The organism is Neorhodopirellula pilleata (assembly GCF_007859915.1).
GTDB classification, from domain to species: Bacteria; Planctomycetota; Planctomycetia; order Pirellulales; family Pirellulaceae; genus Rhodopirellula; species Rhodopirellula pilleata.
The window spans coordinates 29,570-48,763 of record NZ_SJPM01000013.1; the positions used below are offsets into that span (position 1 = coordinate 29,570).

Annotated in this window: 17 protein-coding genes; 9 read left to right on the top strand and 8 right to left on the bottom strand. The window is 56.5% G+C overall.

What is annotated here, in order from left to right:
* Positions 1 to 21 precede the first annotated feature (21 nt).
* On the top strand, positions 22 to 951 hold the full coding sequence (gene lipA, locus Pla100_RS23440) for a lipoyl synthase (protein WP_146580769.1): 930 nt from the start codon (positions 22 to 24) through the stop codon (positions 949 to 951).
* On the opposite strand, the gene Pla100_RS23445 is transcribed toward lipA, so the two are convergent.
* The 5 genes from Pla100_RS23445 to Pla100_RS23465 form a co-directional block, all read right to left on the bottom strand.
* A complete protein-coding gene (locus Pla100_RS23445) occupies positions 948 to 1,880 on the bottom strand; it encodes an EamA family transporter (protein ID WP_146580771.1) in 933 nt (310 codons plus the stop codon). The two genes, lipA and Pla100_RS23445, sit on opposite strands and share 4 nt — an antisense overlap.
* Positions 1,881 to 1,974: 94 nt before the next feature.
* Positions 1,975 to 2,883, bottom strand: a complete 909-nt coding sequence (locus tag Pla100_RS23450; RefSeq protein ID WP_146580773.1) for a hypothetical protein — start codon at positions 2,881 to 2,883, stop codon at positions 1,975 to 1,977.
* A complete protein-coding gene (locus Pla100_RS23455; RefSeq protein ID WP_146580775.1) occupies positions 2,880 to 3,704 on the bottom strand; it encodes a hypothetical protein in 825 nt (274 codons plus the stop codon). Before Pla100_RS23455 ends, Pla100_RS23450 begins: the two co-directional genes overlap by 4 nt.
* A gap of 1 nt (position 3,705) precedes the next feature.
* Positions 3,706 to 4,596: a MotA/TolQ/ExbB proton channel family protein gene (locus tag Pla100_RS23460; protein WP_231603447.1), complete on the bottom strand. Its 891-nt coding sequence runs from the start codon at positions 4,594 to 4,596 to the stop codon at positions 3,706 to 3,708.
* Between the two features lie 9 nt (positions 4,597 to 4,605).
* Entirely contained in the window at positions 4,606 to 5,559 is a 954-nt protein-coding gene (locus Pla100_RS23465; protein ID WP_146580777.1) for a GYF domain-containing protein, read from the bottom strand.
* Positions 5,560 to 6,031: 472 nt separating this feature from the next.
* Here Pla100_RS23465 and Pla100_RS23470 point away from each other — a divergent pair, with 472 nt between their 5' ends.
* Both Pla100_RS23470 and Pla100_RS23475 read left to right on the top strand, forming a co-directional pair.
* Positions 6,032 to 7,789, top strand: a complete 1,758-nt coding sequence (locus Pla100_RS23470) for a vanadium-dependent haloperoxidase (protein WP_146580779.1) — start codon at positions 6,032 to 6,034, stop codon at positions 7,787 to 7,789.
* A gap of 51 nt (positions 7,790 to 7,840) precedes the next feature.
* Positions 7,841 to 8,677: a ThuA domain-containing protein gene (locus Pla100_RS23475; protein WP_146580781.1), complete on the top strand. Its 837-nt coding sequence runs from the start codon at positions 7,841 to 7,843 to the stop codon at positions 8,675 to 8,677.
* Between the two features lie 266 nt (positions 8,678 to 8,943).
* Here Pla100_RS23475 and Pla100_RS23480 read toward each other — a convergent pair whose 3' ends face one another.
* Entirely contained in the window at positions 8,944 to 10,299 is a 1,356-nt protein-coding gene (locus Pla100_RS23480) for a Gfo/Idh/MocA family protein (protein WP_146580783.1), read from the bottom strand.
* Between the two features lie 238 nt (positions 10,300 to 10,537).
* On the opposite strand from Pla100_RS23480, the gene Pla100_RS23485 reads away from it, so the two are divergent.
* The 5 genes from Pla100_RS23485 to Pla100_RS23505 all read left to right on the top strand — a co-directional run bounded on the left by Pla100_RS23485 (position 10,538) and on the right by Pla100_RS23505 (position 16,893).
* On the top strand, positions 10,538 to 11,854 hold the full coding sequence (locus Pla100_RS23485; RefSeq protein WP_231603449.1) for a PQQ-binding-like beta-propeller repeat protein: 1,317 nt from the start codon (positions 10,538 to 10,540) through the stop codon (positions 11,852 to 11,854).
* Between the two features lie 103 nt (positions 11,855 to 11,957).
* Entirely contained in the window at positions 11,958 to 12,905 is a 948-nt protein-coding gene (locus Pla100_RS23490; protein ID WP_146580786.1) for a hypothetical protein, read from the top strand.
* A 2-nt stretch (positions 12,906 to 12,907) separates the two neighbouring features.
* Positions 12,908 to 13,900 carry a hypothetical protein gene (locus tag Pla100_RS23495; protein WP_146580787.1) on the top strand — a complete coding sequence of 331 codons (993 nt, stop codon included), beginning with the start codon at positions 12,908 to 12,910 and terminating at the stop codon, positions 13,898 to 13,900.
* Between the two features lie 15 nt (positions 13,901 to 13,915).
* Entirely contained in the window at positions 13,916 to 14,638 is a 723-nt protein-coding gene (locus Pla100_RS23500) for a hypothetical protein (RefSeq protein WP_146580789.1), read from the top strand.
* 11 nt (positions 14,639 to 14,649) lie between these two features.
* A complete protein-coding gene (locus tag Pla100_RS23505) occupies positions 14,650 to 16,893 on the top strand; it encodes a DUF1549 and DUF1553 domain-containing protein (RefSeq protein ID WP_146580791.1) in 2,244 nt (747 codons plus the stop codon).
* A gap of 11 nt (positions 16,894 to 16,904) precedes the next feature.
* Here Pla100_RS23505 and Pla100_RS23510 read toward each other — a convergent pair whose 3' ends face one another.
* A complete protein-coding gene (locus Pla100_RS23510; protein WP_146580950.1) occupies positions 16,905 to 17,903 on the bottom strand; it encodes a GDP-mannose 4,6-dehydratase in 999 nt (332 codons plus the stop codon).
* A gap of 285 nt (positions 17,904 to 18,188) precedes the next feature.
* Positions 18,189 to 18,803, bottom strand: coding sequence for a gamma carbonic anhydrase family protein (locus Pla100_RS23515; protein ID WP_146580793.1), 615 nt, complete (start codon positions 18,801 to 18,803; stop codon positions 18,189 to 18,191).
* 14 nt (positions 18,804 to 18,817) lie between these two features.
* On the opposite strand from Pla100_RS23515, the gene yidD reads away from it, so the two are divergent.
* Complete coding sequence (gene yidD, locus Pla100_RS23520) at positions 18,818 to 19,093, top strand: membrane protein insertion efficiency factor YidD (protein WP_231603450.1); 276 nt, start codon at positions 18,818 to 18,820, stop codon at positions 19,091 to 19,093.
* The last annotated feature ends 101 nt before the right edge of the window (positions 19,094 to 19,194 follow it).

Genomic DNA, 19,194 nt, shown 5'->3' on the forward strand with positions numbered 1-19,194 from the left:
GCCCTGATCTGGCTACTGCTGATGGCTTTCCGTTTGCCCGTTATCGCCGCCCCTGAGATGCCCGCCGGAACCGAGGTCAGCGCGACCGGTCGGTTGCCTCGTTGGCTCAAGCGGCCGATCCCCAAATCCAATTCCAACCATCTGACCGATCAATTGATGGAGGAGCTGAATTTAGAAACGGTGTGTGAGAACGCCAAATGCCCCAACCGGATGGAATGCTACAGCCAACAGACCGCCACGTTCATGATCCTGGGCAACGTCTGCACCCGCCCCTGTGGTTTCTGCGCCGTCCATCGAGGCCGCCCGCCCGAAGCCCCGGCGGTCGACGAACCGACCCGGATTGCTCAGGCGGCCCTGAAGTTGGGACTCAAACACGTCGTCATCACCAGCGTCACGCGGGACGACCTTCCCGACGGCGGGGCGGATCACTTTTATCAATGTGTTGTTGCCGTGCGAGAGGCGACCGGAGCAACAACGGAAGTCCTGACCCCGGACTTCGTTCACTGCAAGGATGCGTTGGAGCGTGTGATCGAAGCCCGCCCCGATGTGTTTAACCACAATATGGAAACCGTGCCTCGTTTGTACCGCCGCGTTCGCGGCCCCAAGAGCGATTACGCCTGGACCTTGCAGATGATGCGGGAGGTCAAACGGTACGATTCGTCGGTCAAAACCAAGAGCGGCTTGATGTTGGGCTTGGGCGAAGAGCGCGGCGAACTGCTCGATGCCTTGGCCGACCTTCGCGAATACGGCGTGGATTTCTTGACGCTCGGCCAATACCTGCAACCGGGCGAGAAATACCTACCGGTCGTTCGCTACGTTCCGCCGGAAGAGTTCGACGAGATTGCCGATTTAGCAAGGGCGATGGGATTCGCCAAAGTCGCCGCCGGCCCGTTCGTGCGAAGCAGCTACCACGCCCGCGACATGGCCGAAACCGATGTGACATCCTCCTAATCGTCCGTTGGGATCATCAGCATCAAGATCGCCAACGTGATCAAAACCGCCCCGACCAATCGCATTACTTTGACCGATCGTGGGGCGGCGAACTCTTCTCTTGAAAAGAAACCGCCGACGGTGGCAACGGCGATCACGCTCCACAAACCGCGCGAGCTGTAGACGACATTGGCCGACGCGGCTTGTCCCCACGTTCCGATGGCGTAGGTCAAGAACACCGATTGCAACCCGGTCAGAATCGATCCGCTGATCAGCCAAGGCCATGCCGCCCGCGAAATCGCCGAATAACGGCCCTCGAGCATCGGGATCATCAACAATAGCGAAATCCCGGCGGAAAAGAACATCGTCAGTGGCAAGAACGTGGCGGGCGAGAACGCCGGCGACCAAACTTGGATCATCGAATCAAAGATCGCGTAAGCCAACGCCGCCACCAATGACAACACGGCCGTCAAGCCGATCCGGCCGCCCCAAAACCGCGTCGTATCGGTCGCCGGACGTGTCAATCCGTTGCCTCCTTGGTAGCTTAAACAGGCGATCGCGATGATCGCCAAAACCGACGCCGGCCAAATCCAAACGCTGGGAACTTGCCCGACGAATACCAACAACAACGCCGCGACGAACAAAATCTTCAATCCTAAGATCGGCGTGGCGACCGAAACGTCGCCTTGCGTGACCGCCAACACCACGAACGTTTGGCCGATGACAAAAAAGACACCCACGACAAACGGCTGCCAAAGCAACGAATAGTCCGTCAGCGGATCGCCCCAAAATAGCATGGGAGCGAACACCAACGCGGCGACAAGATTGCACAGCAACGTCGTACGCCAAGGCCCGGGATTCCAGATCGTCGAACGCTTGAGCATCAAGACGCCGGCGGTGTAAATCAAAGCGCCGGCGAGCGCGCAAATGAAAGTTCCGGCGGAGATCAAACGAGTTTCCTTTCAAAGCAATGTTCGTTGGGCCAGTATCAGCAACCCATGGACCGTCATTGAACCAATCGGCTGTCATTGAACCAACGGGCGGTTATTGCACCAACGGGCTGGCCGACGAGCCGAAAGACAATTCCGATTCGTCGTTGCAAGGGATCGTCCGATAACGATAGCCGACCGATTGCAAGGCATCGCACACCGTGTTGAATTGACCGAACGAATCATCCCAAACCGCAATCGTGACATGATATCGACTTGGTGGATAGCTGCGACGAATCCGATCGGCAAACGCTTTCATCGCTGTCGCCGTGACCGGTGTCCCCCGGTGAGGCTTGGGGGTGATGCGGGTCTTGCTTCGTTCGATGTCGATCGCGAAAAAATCGTTCACGTTGAACGTACGACTGTTGGGCGAATCTTGGAACAGATAAACACGTCCGTACCGCAACACCAAGATCGTTTCCGTCGAGTCGGCCAATTCTAGTGGCCGGAAAGCGATCGAACGTTGACCGACCTTTTCGGCTCGCTCGAGTTCATCGCGACGGGTCGCTAATTTTCCGGCAAGTTGATCGCGGCGATTTCGCTTTTCGGCATGATCAGACTGTTGGCGATCCGCACGCTCGCTCGCTGCGTCGAATTCTTTCTGCGACCGCGCGGTCGCGCGCGTGGCATCGTCCAACAGCGACCGAATCGCTTTAATTTCTTTCAACTTGGGCACGTCTTCGGAATCACCAGGCAAGTTCGCTAGGACGGTTTGCTCGGTTGCGATCGCTTGAACGGTTTGACGAATCTCCATCTGAACGATCCGGTCGTCCGTCGGCGGATGCACCTGGGTGGGTGCTTCGGGGACGGATTCCGGTTGCACCGCTGGGGCACCCCGAGAGAGGATCATCAGCGCCGCGAGCAGCGTCAAGAACATCACTCCGCCGAACACGTTCGACACCGTATCAAGCAATAGGTCCAACGCATCGTCGTTTTCGGGCGCTCCTCGGCGACGACGGGTCATGGTGCGGCCACTCCGCGATCGGAGGGCTGTTGGATGATTTGCGTTTCGGAATCGAGTAGTTCCAATGCGACGTTGTATCCGAGCGATCGCATCGCCCTTAACAGCTCGCTCGCCCCGCCCGCCGCGGAGGGACGAAACAGCAAGACAACCGATAGTGAGCCTTGATTTTGTCGTAATCGTTCGGCAATTCGCTTGGCGAGCGTGGGCGGCTCGATCGATTCCTCGAACTCCATGCGATCGTTGTTCGATGGATCTTGCAAACTCATTAACTCAGCCGATCGACGTCGCACATCAACCAACCAAACATCGGCTCGTGAATCGGTTGCCCGAAATGTGATGAATTCACCGCCCGCGAACCGCTGCAATTCGGCTTCGATCACGGCGAGTTCGTTCTGCATCGATTCCACTTCTCGTTCGACTCGTTGGAACTCATCGCTGCTGGCGTTTGTCGTGATCTGTTCTGCGAGCGATTCGGTATCGCGATTCAAGTCTTGTTGGCGGGCGAGTGTTTCGTCGAGGCGTTTGTGCAGTTCCCTCAATGTCGCATCGGCACCGATCGACTGAACCTCGAGCCGATCCTCGGTTTGTGAACGCAAGGAAGCGAGTCGTTCGCGGAGTTGTTCGAGGTGCTCGATATCGGAGTCCGACGCGACCGGGAACAGGGGGCCGTCGGTCCGCTCCGATCGAACTTTTTGAGCCGCCGGAATCGCCAGTTGAACGACCAATAGCAACAGGATGAACAACATCACGCCGGCGACACCGGTGATGATGTCCTGGAACGCGAACAAGCTCAGCGCGTTTTCTTGACGGCGGCGGCCCATCTCAATCGCTCGTTTCGATTTGATTGAGTCGCAGTCGATTGACGATCACCCGTTGGCAATGCTCGGCGCACTCGTCCAAGAATTCCTCCTCACGTTTCTTGACAAACGTGATCAGCATTTGGACGGCGAGCGCGGCGACCAAGGCGACAAGCGTGGTCTCAAACGCGGTGGCCAACCCTCCGGTGACGCCTTTGAGCGCGTCGATCAACTGCGCCGGGTCATCGGTTTCGCTGAGCACTTTGCCGAAACCGCCGATCGCGGCGGAGAGCCCCGAGACGGTTCCAATGAAACCGAGAATCGGGATCGCCCATACCAGACCACGGATCGCGTTGTAACTGGTTTCCATCGTCGACTCGTCGTGGTCCGCTTGGCTGCGCAAGATCTCGCCGACATCCGTCACCCGCCCGAGATTTCGCAGATTCGACAGTGCGATGTGAACACGATTGAGCAGCACGAAACTTTTGGGATCGTCGCTCACTTGAAACAATCGATCCATCACACGATCAACGGTCGCGACCGAAAGCACGAATCCGGTTTCTTCGGGGATCAAGTCCAACTCGAGCGCACGTCGTTGTAATCGCAGTTTGCTGAGTTTAATCATCAAGATCACCAATGACCAGATCGTGAAGAACACAATCACATACGGCGTGAAACCACGTTCGGTCAGCATATCGGTGTAAACGTTCGGCTCGACCACCATTAACGTGGCATAGATCGCGATGGTCATCGCCGCCGCGATCAGCGAACTGAGCAAGCCGTTGACCCGCGTGAATCGACTGCCGCGAAATCCCATTCGCTGTTCGATGTCACGCAGAGACCAAACCAAACGTGAAGACGGCTCCGGCATGGAAGCCGCAGGAAACGAGTTAGGTATAGGCGGACCGACTGTCACGGACGACTTTCAAACGGGTTGATAGATTGCGAATGCGGTAGTTAGTAGGACAACCAAAGCCATCATCAATGCGGCAAGAGTCCACGCCAGCGATTTCCAAGCCGTCGTCGCCGTGCGAATCGCATCGACGATCGTCGCGCCGGACCTGGCTTCGCCAGCCGTAGTCAGTTCCTTTTTCAAGGCCACCAAATGGACGCCTAGCCAAAGGACGAATGCACCAACGACGACGTGGACCACTCCCAGAACCAATTGTGGAATCGAGAAAAGCATTGCACAAGCGACAAGGCAAACCACGCCAAATCCGATCAGAACTACGCCCAAAAGGAACGCTGCATTGCGAGCCCATCCGACGGCCGACGACCATTGCTGTAATTCATAGTTGATCTGATCGACGACCGTACCGCCGGACGCGGCGAAGGGTGCGGTGGTTGAAGACGCAGCCACACCGGACGTTCGCCCGCTAGCGGATTGGAAATAGGCGGCGAGAGAGGGGACCGAGCCGGCTTCGGCCCAGTTTTCCATGTCACTCTTCCAGACCATGTCGGTGTTCGAGAGACGGCGAGTCCGAATCAGTTCAACCAGTTCTGCGGAACCGATCGGTCCTTGTTGGGCTCCGTTGACGGCGTAATACCAGGACGTGGAATCGTCGGCCGGGGACGCCGAGTCGTTTTCCCATGGATCGTCGACATGAACAAAGCCCGGATCCGCGCTGGCGACTGGGCCTTCGGCAGCCGTTGATATCGATCGCGTTGTCGGTTTTGGAACCGGGGAGCGCGAATCCGGGGCGGTGCTTACCGCGACGAACAACTCCGGCATTGCGGCGGCCGGCCGCCAATTTTGTCCATCGCCGCTGATTTCGTGGATGCGGCTGAGTTGGCCTCGGGCGACGAGAGTGTCCAATTTCGCACGATCGATCGGCCCATGAACGCGGCCTCGGATTCGGACGTAAAACGCTGCACTCATCCCGGTCGGACCCAATTCTGCCAATGCGGACGAAACAATCTAGTCAATCAGTTTAGACCATGCAGGCTGGGTGGAGGAGAGCTTTGGCGACGAACACCCGGCACGGTGATTGTTAGCTTTTAGCTGTTGGCGTTTAGCTGTTGGCGTTTAAAACGCGGATACTGACACGGTGATGTCTGCCTCGGTTACTGCTCGCCGTCTCAGCCTTTATCTCTCCCCCGACGCATGTGGGGGGCCGCGCCTGATATCATTTGATGAGCAAGATCTTGCCCGGTTGATTTCGCGGTTCCAGCTTGAGTCGCTCGGCAGAAGGTCTACCCCCGCATAGTCGGGACGCGGTCAAACGAGTGCCTGCGTCATTAAATAACCCAAATTGCTACCTTTTCGAAAGCAAACGGATAGCCAAAAGCCAAAAGCTAAAAACAAACTGCCATCGGCGGTAACGCCGTTTTCTGATTATCATTGTTCGGCCATGACCAAACGATTCGAAAAACTCGAACCCCGACTTTGCTTTGCATCCGCATGGCAGAATCCGCAATTGCCGCTCGACGTCGATCGGTCTGAGGATGTTTCGTTGTCGGACACCCAGGTCGTTTTCCAACGAATTGATCAATCGGACACATTGGATTTGCCGGCGACGCGGCCCGATTCGGATCAGTACTACGACACCAGCGGCGATCAGCGGGTCACGCCCCTGGACGCGTTGTTGATCGTCAATGCTTTGAACCGGTACACCGACCCGATCTCGGTGACCGCAGATTTGGATGTTGCCGACGACCCCAACGGCAACGGTGTCGTGATCGGGGATTCGATGCGATTGCAGGGTGTAACGTTGCCAGAATCACGGGTCGACGTCTTCCCAGCCAACTCGGCCGATTCAGCACCGGTCGCCCAGTCAGTCCAGTCTGACTCCGAGGGGCGTTTTGTCGTCGACGTCCCCCTCAATCGCGGCTTGCAGACGGTGATGCTGAAAGCCGTCGATCCGCTCGGTCGGACGGACTCAAGCTCGGTGACGGTCCGGTGCACTGATTTGGTAACCGATTGGAACGCGGTGATTTTGGATGTCATCCGTGCCGATCGAACACCACCACCGCAAGCGGCCAAGAACATGGCGATGATGCATACCGCGATGTTTGACGCCGCCAACGCGTTTAATGGCACTTATGAGTCGTATCTTGTCGGATTGAGTAATGCCCCGTCGGGATCGCGCGACGCTGCGGCGGCCGCTGCAGCCTATCACGTTGCAAAACATCTTTATCCCGATTCGCAATATGCCGATCTTTGGGCATCCACCTTTGCCGAGTCTTTGAGTCAGATTCCCGACGGATCGTCCAAGGAGGCCTCCATCACGTTCGGCTATCAGGTCGGTGAAGCGATGCTGACGTTGCGAGCGACCGACCAAAGTGAAGTGGTGTCGGATTATCAATCTTCCAGTGATCCCGGTCGATGGCGTCCGACCGAACCGGGGTTCGCCGACGGGTTGTTGCCGCAGTGGCCGGGCGTGACTCCGTTTACCTTGGACTCGGCCGATCAATTTCGTCCCGGTCCGCCACCACCGATGGACAGCCAAGCGTATGCCGACGCGGTCGATGAAGTCATGCAGATCGGCGGCAAAGACAGCACGATTCGGACGGCCGAACAGAAAGAGATCGGCGTGTTTTGGGCGGACGCGGACGGGACGTTCACTCCGCCGGGCCATTGGAATCAAATTACAGGCAACGTATTGATCGATCGCGGCCTTGATTTGGTTGACAACGCTCGCGTCTTCGCATTGGTGAACCTCGCATTGGCGGACGCGGGGATCGCCGCATGGGATGCCAAGTATCTTTACGATCTCTGGCGACCGATCGACGCGATTCGACACGCCGATGCCGACGGCAACGATCAAACAACCGCCGATCCAAACTGGACGCCCGAATGGATCAACCCGCCGTTCCCTGCTTACACGTCCGGCCACAGCAGTTTCAGCGGTGCCGCCGACGCGGTGTTGACATCGCTGTTCGGTGACAACGTAGCCTTCGAAACGCAAAGCGATCCGGCATCGTTTGATTCGATCGTAACACGGTCGTTCGATAGCTTCCGCGAAGCGGCCGACGAGGCCGGCGTCAGCCGAATTTACGGAGGGATTCACTTCAACTTCGACAACACGGCTGGCTTGCAAGCCGGCCGTGGCATCGGTCAATGGGTCGCCCAACGCGTGCTCAAAGAAGCAACCGGGGTCACCGCTTGATCGTTTTTCCCGCCTCAATTCTATCCCCACCTCTGCTTTAATCGGACTGACATGAAACGTCTTGCCATTTTATTTCTCTCGCTGTCTTTTGTTTCGGGATCGGGCGTGCTCGTTCATGCCGAAGAATCTGCCGACGCCAAAAAGCCTCTTCAGGTCTTGCTCGTGGCGGGTGGTTGCTGTCATGACTATGAGACCCAAACGCGGTTACTCAAGGAAGGCATCGAACAACGTATCAGTGCTGAGGTGACGGTCGTTCACAACCCCAGCAAGGGAACCGACACTCGGTTCGAGATCTATGAATCGGACGATTGGGCGGAAGGTTTCGACGTCGTGATTCATGATGAGTGCTCGGCTTCGGTGACCGAACGGCCGTACGTCGATCGAATCTTGAATGCTCACCGCAAAGGCGTCCCGGCGGTGAATTTGCACTGTGCGATGCACAGTTATCGTTGGGGCGATTATCGCCAACCGGTCGAGCCTGGTGCAGAGAACGCAGGTTGGTACGAGATGCTCGGTTTGCAGTCCACCGGCCACGGGCCGCAGTTGCCCATCGATGTGACTTACACCGATTCAAAGCACCCGATCGTGGCGGGCCTCGAGAATTGGACGACGATCAACGAGGAACTCTACAACAATGTTCGCACGTTCGATGGTGCCGAAGTGTTGGCGCGGGGCGATCAGTTGCAAACACCAAATAAGAAAGAGCTCAAAGCCGATCCGAACGCGAAGCCTCGTGCGGCGACCGCAGTCGTCGCGTGGACGAACCTTTACGGCCCCAATCAAACGAAAATCTTTAGCACCACGCTCGGGCACAACAATGACACCGTGGGCGATGATCGATACCTCAATCTGATCACCCGAGGCATTCTGTGGGTGGTTGGAAAGTAGGGCGAGTAGTGTCCGCTCAGTTTCGCTGAGGTCGTTTAATCGTAACCCGAAGCGTGAGCGAGGGATTCATCGCCGTTAAGGTCTGTATGTATCCCTCGCTCACGCTTCGGGTTTCGATGTGGACTAAATCAACACTTCGTTGCGCGTCGGGCTTATGTGTTTGCGGCGTAGTCGCCTTGAGAATTCGAAGTCTGCTGATTGAATTAGCCGACGGGTGTCGGCTAATTTTCAATCGGCATTTTCAACAGAACGTCCCGTTCTTTGCACTAAACCCAGGTCGGTTCCCAACCATCGCGGTAGGATTTGCTCAGATAGGCTTCGGCAGCCGGAGCATTGCTGATTCGCATGCTATCGGAATCCCATTGAAGCGTCTCACCGGGCATTCGGATCGCCACCGTTCCGAGTAAGACCGTTTCGGTCAGCGGTCCGGAGTAGTCGAACGAGGAAGTCGTTTGGTCGACGCCTCGGCACGCATCCGCCCACTGCACGTAATGATCGACACCATCGACGATTGTCAGTGGCGAGTCGGAACCGTTGCCGGTCCCCGAATCACCAAGAAACAATCGCGGCATCGCGACATGAGGAATCACCAGGGAACCCTTTTCACCGACCAAGACCGAACCGGCGTTGGGTAGCTCGTAATCGGACGGAATGTGCGAAAGGCGTTCGCGCGGCGGTCGGGCACCCACCGCGTCGTACCAGGTCACATCGATCGTTGACCCAGCAGTCCGGGTTGTGCCGGGGAATCGATATCGGATGGTCGCTCGATCCGTCCAGGTCTCCGCTTTGATCGGCGGTGCTTCGGCGACCAATTGAGTCGGCGCGGTGAGTTCCAACGATTTGAAAACGGGGTCAAGAATATGACAACCGAAGTCTCCAAGTTGGCCTGTGCCGTATGCTTGCCATCCGCGCCATGAAAACGCGTGGTAAAGATCTTTCTTGTACGGACGTCGATCCGCCACACCTTGCCACAGGTCCCAATCAACGTGGTCCGGAACCGGGTCGGCTCCGACCGGCCGGTCGATGTGTCGCGGCCACGAGGGGGACCCACCTTGCCACGAGTGTACCTCGATCACTTGACCGATCACTCCGTCATGAACCGCCTTAACGGCCGTGCGATAGGCGGTGTGCGATTGGATCTGATTACCCATTTGAGTGACCAAACCAAACGATCTCGCCGCAAGATTCATTTGGCGGGCTTCGAAAACGGTGTGCGTCAGCGGTTTTTGGCAGAACACGTGTTTCCGCAGATGCATTGCGGCCAAGGCGATCGGAGCGTGCATGAAGTCGGGTGTCGAGACGATGACGGCGTCGATGTCATTGGAGTCGTCGAGCAGTTTTCGCCAGTCCGTCATTCGCTTCGCACTGGGATACGTTTCGGCTGCTCGTCCGAGATGCTCGGCGGAATGATCGATATTGCATAACGCGGCAACCTCGACCGATGGACTGGCCGCGACCCCAGTGAGGTCGCTCCAACCTTTGCCGCCGGTTCCGATACTTGCGATTCGAAAACGATCATTGGCCCCCTGAACTCGTGAGTAACTCAGCGCCGAAAGAGCGATGGCGCTCCCCGTACTTACGATATTTCGTACAAATTCACGACGATTGGATTGATGTAACATGGCATACTCTCAATAAGGCGGGATGATTGGCGGGGAACACGTTAATCACCGAACACTGCTGACACGCGATTCGATTACGGTCGGAGTCCATTGTAGCCGCACCGATCGGGGTTCGTTGGCACCGGTCGGTAAAGTAGCTCGGCGTTCCAAGTCGAGTCGGCACGACGCAGAGAGTCATGCTAACTTCTTCGGTCAGGGAATCCGTTTCAACTTTTCACTTTCAACTTCACGAACAAAAATGTCCCGATTGACAACAAAGATGATGCTGCTTCCGATTTGCTTGATCGTGGTCCTATGCGTTGCCAGTCCGGTGATTTGCCGAGGCGAAGATTGGCCCCAATGGCGTGGGGACAATCGTGACGCCCAAATCGACGATCCATTGATCGCAAAAAAATTGTCCGACGGCCAACTGCCACTGCGATGGAAAGTTCCCGTGGGTCCCGGCTATAGCGGACCGACGGTTGCCAACGGACGTGTCTATTTGACTGATCGCCAAGGCGAAGAGCGTGACGTCGTCGAACGTGTCTTGTGCTTCGATGCCGAGACAGGCAAGACATTATGGACGCATGAGGATTCCGTCGAGTATTCGATCGGCTACTCGGCGTCCGGGCCTCGTGCCGCCGTCACAATCCACGGCGACAAAGCGATCGCCGTCGGAGGCACCGGACGGTTAAGTTGCCTGCAAACCGAAACCGGCAAGATGATTTGGTCCCGCGATCTCGAATCGGACTATCAAATCCGCATGCCGATTTGGGGTATCACGGCGGCGCCGTTGGTTCACGATGGAATGGTGATTCAAGTCGTTGCCGGAACAGGGGATGCCTGCTTGGTCGCGTTCGATCTCGAGACCGGTCAAGAACGTTGGCGGGCGATCGATGAAAAAGCGGGCTACAGCGCCCCCATCATCGTTCAACAGGGCCAACAAGATGTCCTGGTTTGCTGGACCGGCGAAAGTGTGACGGGACTAAATCCCAGCAACGGCGAAACATACTGGTCCCAACCGATGAAACCAATCAACATGCCGATCGGCGTTCCAACTCCCGTTGTCCAAAATAACAAGTTACTTGTTTCATCTTTTTACGACGGATCGATGCTGATCGCACTTAACCAAGACCGACCCGCCGCCTCCCAATTGTGGTGGCGTCGGGGCGCGGATGAAAAGAACACCGATTCGCTGCACTCGATGATCTCCAACCCGTTGATTAAAGGTGAATTCATTTACGGCGTCGATAGTTATGGTCAGTTTCGCTGTCTCGACCTGATGACCGGCGACCGTGTTTGGGAGGACTTGAGCGTGGTGCCTGAGGCTCGTTGGGCGACGGTGCACATGATCCAGAACGGCAACGATGAAATCATGTTGAACGAACGCGGTGAACTCTTGATGACCACGCTGTCCCCACAAGGCATCGAGATTCGTTCGCGTTCCAAGCTGCTCGAGCCCACATTGCAACAATTACGTCGCCGCGACGGCGTTGTGTGGGCGCATCCGGCAATCGCTGACGGAGTGATCTATGCACGCAACGATCGTGAATTGGTCAGCGCGTCGTTGCGATGACCGGTTCGTTCCCGTCACAACCCGAAGCCTAGGTTCACTGCGTACGATCCGCCGGATCGATCTTTGTTTCCCATCCCCCAAGTATGTCGGTTAGACTGACGTGATGCCCGCTCCCGTTCCTCTTACTCCTACGCAAGAATCGACCGAGATCGCTTGTCAGTCTTGCGGGGCGATTTTGAACGTGGCCGCGAACATTCGGTCGACGACTTGTCCCTATTGCGCCTCGCCGTCGATCATCACGCGTCCTTCGGCTCCCGACCGCCCCACGCCGACATTTTTGGTCGGATTCGTGGTCAATCATGAGCGAGCGACCACCGCGGTCCGTCAATGGCTATCGCGAAGTCACCTGTTTGCACGTAGTGATTTCAAGTCGGCCGTTCCTGAATTGACGCACGGCATCTACCTGCCCGCGTACTTGTATGGAGCCGTTGCTCATTCAGCTTATTCGGCGAGTATCGGTGAGAACTACACCGAGACAGAAACCTACACGACGACCGATTCAAAGGGCAAAACCGTGCGACGAACCCGGACGGTGACGAAAACCGAATGGCGTCCTCTCAGCGGCCGACACGCCAGTTACATTGTCGATGTCATCGTGACGGCGTCCAACGGTGTGACCAACGAAGCGTTGCAAGCGATTGAACCGTTTGATTTGCGCGCCCTGCGTGCCTATTCGGATGCGTACCTTGCGGGTTGGTTGGCTGAGGAACCGTCGCGGACGGAAGCGGCTTGTTTTGATTTTGCCCGCCAAGAAACTCTGGCACAGATCGGTGGGAAGTTGCCGAATTTCATGCCGGGAGATAAGCATCGAAATCTGCAACATCAAACCACTTTAACCGACGAAGTCATCGATCTTGTACTGCTTCCGATTTGGGTCTACGCGATCCGATACGCCAACGACCAGCCGCCGATTCAAATACTGGTCAATGGTCAAACAAGCCGAGTGGCTGGGAAGGTTCCGATCTCCACGACCAAAGTCGCGTTTGCCGTGATCGGAGTGCTGGTTGTGATCGGTGTTGTTTTCCTCATCTTCGCAATGGCGAGGCAATGAGGATGTCCAACGCCCCAATCGTTGCGAATTCGAATGTTCAGATCCACTGTCCGCGATGCGATTCGCCGCTTGAGGCCGGTGATTTGCGATGCTCGATCTGTGGTCAAGCCGCGCCCGATCTCAAGAACTCCACTTCGTCGCACGTATCAGTCAAGTTGCTTCGATGCCAAGGATGCGGGGCTGCGATCACCTACGACCCGGACCTTCAGGCTCCGGCATGTTCGTTTTGTGGTGATGTGCTGGAAGTCGAAACGAACGACGATCCGATGGAGCAGACGCAGTGGTATCTTCCGATGACGGTCTCGGCCAACGAGGCGCGAGCGGCCTTGAAAACATGGCTTGGCACTCGCGGATGGTTCCAGCCGTCCGATTTATCGTCAGCGTCCAAGTTGACCGAGATCAAACCGCTGTGGTGGGTTGCCTGGGTTTGTGATGCCGAGGCGCTCGTCAGTTGGACGGCCGATTCCAATGCGGGAGCGGGCCGATCCGCGTGGGCACCGCATTCGGGCCAGACTCCGATTCGATTCGCAAGTCTACTCGTCTCAGGATCGAGAGGTTTGACACAGAAAGAATCCGATGCGATCACGCCAGGTTTCAAGCTAGAAACCGCCATGACGTCTCCGAGTGGTGGCGGTGAGCACCCAACGCTCGAGCGATTCGACGTTTCGCGCAGTCAAGCACGGCAGCAAATCGCGTCGGCAATCAACTCGACCGCGGCGGCTCGCGTCGAGCACGAGTTCGTTCCCGGGACTCGTTTTCGCCATGTCCACGTTTCGATCGTGCTGCGTCAACTCATCACTCAACGCTACGCTTTTCCCGCCTACGTGTTGGCCTATCGCTATCGAAACGAACTGTACCGTGTTGTGATCTGCGGCCAGGATGCTCGCTACATCATCGGTTCGTCACCGTTTTCGTACGCCAAATTGTTTCTGGTCATAGGTGGCGTTACGATGATCTTATTGTTGGGGTTACTTTTGATGTCTTCGATCTCCTGAGCAAAGGACGACCTGATGTTTGAGAAGCGAAATCGTTTGGTGGAGTCGTCTCGCCTCGGCGCTTTGTCGTTTGTCTTGTTGATATTTCTCAGTGCGATCGCGGGAGCAGAGGATCCGGTTTTTTCAGGACCTCAAATTGGCGAAAAGTTATCGAGCTTTAAGATCCTGTTAGTCAGCGAGGATGCTCAAGCGACGACCGTCGATCCGATCGAGTCCGCCAGTGAGAAACCGACTGTGTTGATTTTTGTCCATCAACTAACGCGTCCGGGCATGGCGTTGACGCGAGCGATTTCGGAATACGTGGCGTCACAAAAGACGCACAACGTTCAATGCACGATCGTCTGGCTAGACGACGATCAAGCCGCAGCCGAAGCATACCTGCGGCGGGCGGCCCCGTCGTTGCGGTTCGTCGTTCCGGTCGGCGTTTCGATCGACGGCGAAGAAGGCCCGGGGGCTTACGGATTGAACCGCAATGTCGAGTTGACGATTTTGGTTGCCAATCAAAACCAAGTCACCGCCAACTTTGCGTTGATCCAACCGAGTCTCACACAGGCCGCGCAGATTGCCTCGCCGATCGCGGCGTTAATAGATCAACCGGCACCCGATCAAAAGCAGTTGGAAGCGTTGGCGTATCCGCGCGGACAAGCGATGCGTCGCGGCGGAGAGACCCGTCGAGCCGCCTTGCAAAACGAAACATCGCCCGACGACCGATCGACGAAAACGAAAACGCCCGAGTAGGTTCATGACCGATGCGATCATTTTCGATCTCCAAGCTGTTTTCGTTTGTCGTGGTGATGCTCCAACTCGTTACCCTTGGATCGATCGTCAGCGTCGTTACGGTCTCGGCTGAGGAGCGGCCGGCGGCTCAAGGAGTCGTCATCGATTTCGATACCGAGATCATGCCGTTGTTGACCCGGCACGGATGCAACGCCGGATCGTGTCACGGAGCCGCCATCGGTCGAGGCGGTTTCAAACTGTCACTATTGGGATCCGACGCGGCGAATGATTACGACTCGATCACGCGATCGCTGGAGGGACGGCGTGTCAACCGCTTCCAACCCGAGCGCAGTTTGTTGTTACTCAAACCGAGCGAACAAATCGGTCATGAAGGCGGCTTGGTTTTGGAGCAAAACTCGGCTGCGTTTCAAAAGCTGTTCGCTTGGATCGAGCAGAGGGCAAGACGCCAACGCGTTCGAGAGTTGGTCGCCCTGACGACCATTCCGGAAAGCATCGTGCTGGATCGTCCGGGGGACTCGGTCTCTTTTTCCGTCGTCGCGACTTGGCGGGAACACAATCGGAACGAAACAAGTTCGAACGTTTCGGATTGGACGGTGCTGACTCCCAATGACGCCGAAGCGGTCACGATCGATCGACCGACTAGCCGTATGATTGTTCACCGACCCGGTGTTCATGTCGTGATCGCGCGGTTCATGGATCGCGTTTTGCCGATTCGTTTGACCGTGCCGATGCCGACTGGCTCGCAAACAACCGTCGAACCGAACGCTCTTGCTGAGACATCCACCGAGCCATTGGATTCAGAGCGAATCAATCCGATTGATCAGTTCATCAATACCCAACTTCGGGAACTGCGAATTCCAAGTTCGCCGCTCGCAGATGACCATGCTTTTCTCCGGCGCGTGACCTTGGATCTTTGTGGTCGTTTGCCCACTTTGACGGAAATCGAAACCTTTGTGACCGACACCAGACCTGATCGGCGTGCGATCCGCACCGACGAGTTACTCGAAACGCGTGCCTTCGCGGATTATTGGGCGCTCAAATGGGCGAACATCTTGAGAATCGACGCTGGCCAATTGCAATCCGAAGGTGCTCAGGCATATCACCGATGGTTGGCCGATCGAATCGACCACGACGAACCATTCAATCAAGTTGCACGGCAATTGATCTTGTCCGAAGGTGACAGCTACGAGATCGGACCGGCGAATTTTTCTCGGTTTGGCAATCGTCCCGGCGATCTCGCCGAACATGTCTCACGTTCGTTGATGGGAGTGCGTTTGCAATGTGCCAACTGCCACAATCATCCGCTCGACCATTGGACCCAAGACGACTACCACGGGTTCTCCGCAATCTTTGCGAAACTGACACGGGGGCGTATCGTATCGATCGCCAAGCGAGGAGAAGTCACGCACCCCGTCACCGGCCAACCGGCAATCCCAAGGATTCCAGGACAGCGGTTCTTGACCGCCGATGAGGACGGACGTGAGGTCTTGGCCGACTGGCTAACACGCGAGCGGACACCGTATTTGGCTCGCGTCACCGTCAATCGTTTGTGGCGGGAATTGATGGGGCGAGGTCTCGTCGAACCCGTGGACGACTTGAGGGCAACCAACCCCGCAACGCATCCGGAATTGCTCGAGTGGTTGGCTCAAGATTTTGCCGACCACGAATTTCGGTTCAAACACACGATTGGCAAAATCTGTCATTCGCAAGCTTACCAACGTCAATGCGAACCGGTGCTAGGCAACGAAACCGACGAGACGTTCTATTCTCGAAAGTTAGCACGTCCGTTGGAGGCCGAAGTGATTGCTGATGCGATCGGCGACGTGACCGGGATTCCTCTGGAACTTGACGCGCCGATGACGACCCGCGTGGTGAACCTGACCAACAATCTTGCCGAGTCACGCACGCTCGATTTGCTCGGTCGTTGCGATCGAACCGCAGATTGCACGGGCGTGAACGGTGCAAGTGAGTCTCTCGCCCAAGCGTTGTACTGGATCAACGGTCCGCTGCTACAGGATCGTGTTTCGGCGGTTGACGGTAAACTTTTCCAGTTGCTGCGACATAGCAACGACGACGGTTGGGTGTTGGATCAGTTGTTCCTGCTGACGCTCACCCGACCCGACGCCTCGGATTCGCCTTTTTGGAAAGCGGAATTAGAACGCGACTCCGACTTAGACACCGAAACAAGACGAGCTTTTTTCGAAGACGTGTTTTGGGGAATTCTCGCCAGCCAAGCTTTCGCAGCCAATCACTAAATGTCGATTGGTTACCGGACGGTAGTCGTTTGTCGCTTGAGCAACGAAAGATCGTTGTCGACCATCGCATGAGCGAGATCGCGGCACGTTCCCGAAGGTTTCCAGCCTAGATTGCGGGCCGCCTTGCCAGCGTTCCCACAAAGGTCGCGCACGTCGGAAGGTCGCATGTATTTGGCATCGGTGGTCACGAATTGATGCCAATCCAATCCGACCCGTTCAAAGGCAAATCCCAAGAAATCCTCGATACTGTGGGTCAGTCCGGTCCCCAACACGTAGTCGTCGGGCGTGTCGTGTTGCAACATCATCCACATCGCTCGTACGTAATCAGGCGCGTAGCCCCAGTCGCGGCGAGAATCCAATGCCCCCAAGCGAAGCTCGCTTTGAAGTCCGAGCGAGATCGCGGCCGCCGCTCTGGTGATCTTGCGAGTGACGAACGATTCACCCCGCCGCGGCGACTCGTGGTTGTAACAGATCGCATTGCATGCGAAACAACCGAACGATTCGCGATATACCTGGACCATCTGGGTCGCGAACGCTTTGGCGACGCCGTACGGCGTAACCGGTCGCATTGCGGTTCGTTCGTCTTGCGGCGACGCGTCTGGACGACCAAAGATTTCACTACTGCTGATGTGCAAAATTCTTGGTGATTTTTCAAGATCGCGAACGATCTCGAGCAACTTCAGTGTTCCCATCGCGGTGAACTGGCAAGTCGATTCGGGAATCTCGAAACTCGCTCCCACATGGCTCTGTCCGGCTAAGTGATACAACTCGTCGGGCCGCGTCTTGACCAATACTCGGCGAATCGTGGTCGCATCATCCAGGTCCGCGTAATGCAAAAAAAGCTTATGGTTGTAAACATTTTTATCGTCAAACAACGGATCCAGACGCGAGCGAACCGTGTTGCTGGTTCGGCGCACTAGTCCATGAACCGTGTATCCCTTTTCAAGCAAAAGCTCGGTCAAATACGAGCCATCCTGGCCGGTGATGCCGGTGATCAATGCGGTCTTGATAACGCTTGCCTTTTCTGAATCGATAGAGGGGGTGGCTCTAGCGGGCTGTCGATTCAATCGTAACCCGAAGCGTAAGCGAGGGATGCAACTCTTTATATATCCCTCGCTCACGCTTCGGGTTTCGATTCGGACTAAATCAACAGCCCGCTAGCCCGTCGGATCACTAAATCAACAGCCCGCTAGGTGCGGATCGGCGGAAACCGAACCTCGGCACGAATGCGGAGTAGATCGCTATCTTAAACACTGTTTCGTCGGATGCGAGACCGGTAGATCGGATCGATAGTGTTATTCTTCAGTGCTGAAACGTTGCCGATACTCGGCCGCCAAGGCGACATAATGGGCGGTGCCTTCTCGGCAGCGACGGGCGAGTTCTTCGGAAACCGGTTTGATCGGTTTTGCGGGGCTGCCGACGGCCAGCATTCCGGGCGGGATCACGGTGTTCTCGGTGACGAGTGCTCCCGCCCCGATGATCGCGCCGCGTCCTACTCGAGCACCGTTGAGAACGATCGCGCCGATGCCGATGAGGGCTTCGTCTTCGATCACGGCACCGTGAACGATGGCGGCGTGTCCGATTGTGACGTCTGCACCGATAATGCACGGTTTACCCGGATCGCAGTGCAACACGCATTGGTCTTGCACGTTCGATCGGGCACCGATTTCGATCCGTTCGGTATCCCCACGCATCACCGCGCCGAACCAAACGCTCGCGTCCGCGGCAATGTGCACCTGCCCCAAAACGACGGCCCCGGGGGCAATGAACGCGCTCGGGTCGATGAGAGAATAGTCGGTTTGCGAGGTTACCACCGATTCGCGTCGGCATATTTCTTGATCCACACGGTGTTCATGAATATCGGAGTCGATAACCGAATCGGAGGAGGCTTTAGTTTCGCGTGAGTTCATGGGACGATAATGGAATGATGAAAGAACCTGCACAAGCCAACGACGAACCCGACCAACCGCCCCGTGGCGTCGTAGGCCGTATACTGATTCACGTTTTTGTGTTGCTTATTCGATCGTACCAGATCTTCGTCAGTCCGTTGTTGGGACCGAATTGCCGATTCACTCCAACGTGCAGTTCTTATGCGATCGGCGCGATCCGTAAGTACGGCTTACTACGGGGTGGTTGGGCATCATTGCGGCGAATCGGAAGGTGCCACCCATGGAATCCTGGTGGCTACGACCCGCCATAATGAAGCCGCCCACGTTGACTCGCCCCCCAACGCTAGCGGGCTGTTGATTTAATCGTAACCCGATGCGACACGGGATGTTGATTTAGTCCGCTGGCGCCTTC

Excerpts from the sequence above, each read along its gene's own strand:
- lipA (WP_146580769.1), top strand. The coding sequence starts at position 22 with ATGGCTTTCCGTTTGCCCGTTATCGCCGCCCCTGAGATGCCCGCCGGA.
- Pla100_RS23450 (WP_146580773.1), bottom strand. The coding sequence starts at position 2,883 with ATGACCCGTCGTCGCCGAGGAGCGCCCGAAAACGACGATGCGTTGGAC.
- Pla100_RS23455 (WP_146580775.1), bottom strand. The coding sequence starts at position 3,704 with ATGGGCCGCCGCCGTCAAGAAAACGCGCTGAGCTTGTTCGCGTTCCAG.
- Pla100_RS23465 (WP_146580777.1), bottom strand. The coding sequence starts at position 5,559 with ATGAGTGCAGCGTTTTACGTCCGAATCCGAGGCCGCGTTCATGGGCCG.
- Pla100_RS23470 (WP_146580779.1), top strand. The coding sequence starts at position 6,032 with ATGACCAAACGATTCGAAAAACTCGAACCCCGACTTTGCTTTGCATCC.
- Pla100_RS23475 (WP_146580781.1), top strand. The coding sequence starts at position 7,841 with ATGAAACGTCTTGCCATTTTATTTCTCTCGCTGTCTTTTGTTTCGGGA.
- Pla100_RS23480 (WP_146580783.1), bottom strand. The coding sequence starts at position 10,299 with ATGTTACATCAATCCAATCGTCGTGAATTTGTACGAAATATCGTAAGT.
- Pla100_RS23485 (WP_231603449.1), top strand. The coding sequence starts at position 10,538 with ATGTCCCGATTGACAACAAAGATGATGCTGCTTCCGATTTGCTTGATC.
- Pla100_RS23490 (WP_146580786.1), top strand. The coding sequence starts at position 11,958 with ATGCCCGCTCCCGTTCCTCTTACTCCTACGCAAGAATCGACCGAGATC.
- Pla100_RS23495 (WP_146580787.1), top strand. The coding sequence starts at position 12,908 with ATGTCCAACGCCCCAATCGTTGCGAATTCGAATGTTCAGATCCACTGT.
- Pla100_RS23500 (WP_146580789.1), top strand. The coding sequence starts at position 13,916 with ATGTTTGAGAAGCGAAATCGTTTGGTGGAGTCGTCTCGCCTCGGCGCT.
- Pla100_RS23505 (WP_146580791.1), top strand. The coding sequence starts at position 14,650 with ATGCGATCATTTTCGATCTCCAAGCTGTTTTCGTTTGTCGTGGTGATG.
- Pla100_RS23515 (WP_146580793.1), bottom strand. The coding sequence starts at position 18,803 with ATGAACTCACGCGAAACTAAAGCCTCCTCCGATTCGGTTATCGACTCC.
- yidD (WP_231603450.1), top strand. The coding sequence starts at position 18,818 with ATGATGAAAGAACCTGCACAAGCCAACGACGAACCCGACCAACCGCCC.